A 3314-nucleotide genomic window follows, 5' to 3' on the forward strand; every position below is an offset into this window, starting at 1 on the left:
CAGCATGGACATGTCTAGCAGGTGTCCGGCATGGCGATCAGTACCACGATCGAGCGATCACGAACCGAGGAAGAACGGACTTAACGTCCTCTGAGGGGGCCGGGTCACGGCAACGTGATCCGGCTACCCGACCACACCGGGGACGAGGCGCTTGTGCTGGGGCCGGCCTACAGCTCGATGTCGAGCCGTTCCACGTCGGTGAACTCCACGCCCAGGCCGTGGGCGCGGGTGTTGTTGGCGCGAAAGTACATCTTCGCGAGGCCGTCGGCGGCGATCTGCCGGAGCTGGTCCTCGGTCTTGCCCTGCTCCCGTGCGGTGAACAGCTGCTCGGCGTACTCGGGCGGCAGGGCCTGGGTGATGTCGCGGATCCGGGCGTCGTCGGTCGTACCGGCGGCGGCGGTGAACCCGAAGCGGGCGCGGGTGGAGACGACCAGGCCGCCGGTGGAGGCAGCCTTCTTCCGCGCCTTCGCGCGGACCTGCGGCTGCCACCGCTTCTTGACCTCGCCCTCCAGGCGGGCGCGGAGCTCCTGGCGGGGCCGCTTGATCTTGCCCGTCACGTACCGCTCCACGGTGCGCTGGGTGATCCCGAGCGCCTGGGCGGCGGCCTTGGTGCCCTTGAGCTGCTTGACCAGGTACTTCATCTGCGCCTGGGCGGACTGCGGGATGCGGCGGGTGAACGCCCCCTCCAGCGCGCGGTCCAGGCTGTCCCCGAGCGAACCGGCCATGGCCTACTCCCCTTCTCCGGCGCTCTGGTCGGTCTTGATCAGGTTGGAGATGTTGAAGACGCCGCCGCGCTCCTCGAACTGGGCTTCCGCCCACAGCACGGTCTGCGTCCCCTGGTGCTTGACCATCCCGGGCGAGACCCCGAGCCGGAACGTGCCCGGTGTCGGCTTGCCCTCGGGCGTCAGCGGCAGAACGTCCAGCGGGGACGGCCCGGCGGAGGGGTAGACGACCGCGTCGGTGCCGATGGCGACCGGGTAGAGGTCGGCGGCTGCTGCGGTCTTCATCAGCTTGCGGTGCAGGCCGGTGCGCTGGGCGGCGAGCACGGCGGCCCGGATGTCGGGGCGCCAGGTCCACCGCTCCAGCGCCGGGTAGGGCTCGTAGTACGGCACCTGGCCCCGGGAGCGCTGGCGCAGCTTGCCGATCGCGCCCTTCGCCGTGGCCTTGATGGCGGTCTCCAGGAGCGCCATCGTCGGGTCGGTCTGCTTGCGCCGCGCCATGGCCTCGAGGAACTCGGCGCCGGTGAGGTCGGTGGTGACGCCCATGTCGGCCATCGTGTCCACGTAGGCGTCGCGCAGGCGCTTGTACCAGGCGTCCAGGTAGCGGCTGGTCTGGGTGCGCACGTACGCCTCGATCGGCGCGACGTCGAAGCCGAGCTCCACCGCGTAGGCGACGGTCGGCGTGGCGTACCAGGCCGGGCCCTCGGGGCGGTCGCCCTTCGGCGTGAACGGGGACGGGAGCCGGTCTCCGTCGACGGTGCGGCCGTTGACCCGTACGCGGGAGAGGTCGACGTGGGAGAGGTCGACCAGCCACGAGCCGGGCAGCGCCGGGTCGAAGGCCGGGTTGCCGGTCAGGCGGGTGGGCCCGTTGAGTCCGACGGTGAGGCTGTTCGCGGCCGCGGCGAAGCTCATGTTGATGTCGACGCAGACGAGGTAGGGGTTGGCGCACTCGTCGTCGGTCAGCGGCCGGCACCAGTCGTAGGGCTCCTCCATCAGCATCTCGGCCGGGGTGCGCAGGTGGTGCCGGGCGAACTTGCCCTTGAGGATCGGGTGCTCGTCGGGGACCTCGCACTCCACGACCTCGTACCGGGCGGTGAGTGCGTCGGCGTTGAACGCGGACTTGAACTCGCCGGTCGCCGGGTCCTTCTCCGCGCGGGTGGGCGGGCGCAGCGCGGTCATCAGCTCCAGGCCCGTCGTCGCCGTGCTGCCGCGCGGGGTCATCACCCGGGCCGCGTACAGGCCGAGGTACTGGACCAGGTCGGCCGGGTGCATCGTCAGCAGCAGCTCCGGGTTGTCCTTGCGGCCCCACTCGCGGACGTCCAGCGCGTTCCAGGGCAGGACGCACAGCTGGACGCACCGCCGCCGGGAGCCTTCCGGGTCACGGAACAGCCGCGCCCACGGGCCGAAGCCCCGCTGGGTCATCTGGAGCCCGGCACGCTCGATCTGCTTCACGACCTTGTGCCCGGCCGGGAGACGGCTCGCGTTCCGCTCCTCCTCCGACAGGGCGACGGGCAGGCCGAAGCGCTCCAGCGCGGCCGCGGTGAGGACGAGGATCGGGTCGGCGTCGCGCCCGTTGCGGTGCAGGCGGGCCTGGCCGAGGCGGGCCTCGGCCAGCGTCCAGTCGACCAGCGCGGGGATCGTCTTGGCGGGCACGTCCAGGACCAGGCCGCCGACGCAGTACGCGGAGACCTGCCCGTCCTCGCAGTCGATGACCGCGAGCGGGCCGTTCTCGAAGCGCGGGTCGACGGCAGCCGCCGACGTGGTCGTCCTCTTCGGCGCCGCCTTCTTCGCACCCGGGCGCCGCGACGACGCGGCCGTCGGCTTGGCGGCGGGCGCCGGTCGTACGGCAGCAGCCGGGGCCGGGGGCGCCGGCACTTCGGCCGCCGGGGCGGGGGCGGCCGCGGGACCGGTGAACGCCTCCGGGACCACCGGCGCCGGAGCGGCGGCGGGCGCGTCGGCGGCCGGGGCGGGGAAGCGGGCGGCGAGGGCCTCCAAGAGCCGGGCGTAGGCGGCCCTCTTCGGCGGCCGCGGCTCGGTCTTCCCGATCTCCCAGTTCCCCACGGCCTCCCGGCGGGTGCTCAGCGCCGTGGCGATCTGCGCCTGACTCAGGCCTGCCGCCTCCCGCAGACGCTTGCGCTCTGCGGGAGGCGGCAGGTCGTCCTGCGCGACTCGCTCCAGCAGCGCATCGACAGCGCTGAACAGCTCGTTCTCAGTGGACACAGAGGTCACCTCCACTAGACACCCTACCCGATCGCGCGTTCATTCGCGCATCGGATCACGCATGGATCGCGCAACGCGGAGGGATTGCGACACGGGGCGGGTAAGCCGTGCAACAGACTGTTGACCCCTCTTGTCCTGTCTCTGTGATGTCCGGGCAGTCTCGGAGATCTCCGGGCATTTGGTGGGGTGTTTCGGTCCTCTCCGGGCACAGCGACCGACTCACTCTCTGCCTTTCCCCGGGGGGCCGTCCTCGGGCTGTCTGAAGGGAATCTCATGTCTCAGAGGGCGTTAAGTCCGTTCTTCCTCGGTTCGTGATCGCTCGATCGTGGTACTGATCGCCATGCCGGACACCTGCTAGACATGTCCATGCTGAGA

2 protein-coding genes are annotated in these 3314 nt (G+C 71.3%); both read right to left on the reverse strand.

Translation table 11 applies throughout. The annotated features are described in order from the left end of the window. Window positions 1–167: 167 nt before the first annotated feature. Complete coding sequence (gene tpg, locus ACFW2G_RS32980) at window positions 168–725, reverse strand: telomere-protecting terminal protein Tpg (protein WP_384585612.1); 558 nt, start codon at window positions 723–725, stop codon at window positions 168–170. 3 nt (window positions 726–728) lie between these two features. Further along, window positions 729–2939, reverse strand: coding sequence for a telomere-associated protein Tap (gene tap / locus ACFW2G_RS32985; protein WP_384585609.1), 2211 nt, complete (start codon window positions 2937–2939; stop codon window positions 729–731). Window positions 2940–3314: the final 375 nt, after the last annotated feature.

Source organism: Streptomyces sp. NPDC058880 (assembly GCF_042742535.1).
Taxonomy (GTDB): Bacteria; Actinomycetota; Actinomycetes; order Streptomycetales; family Streptomycetaceae; genus Streptomyces.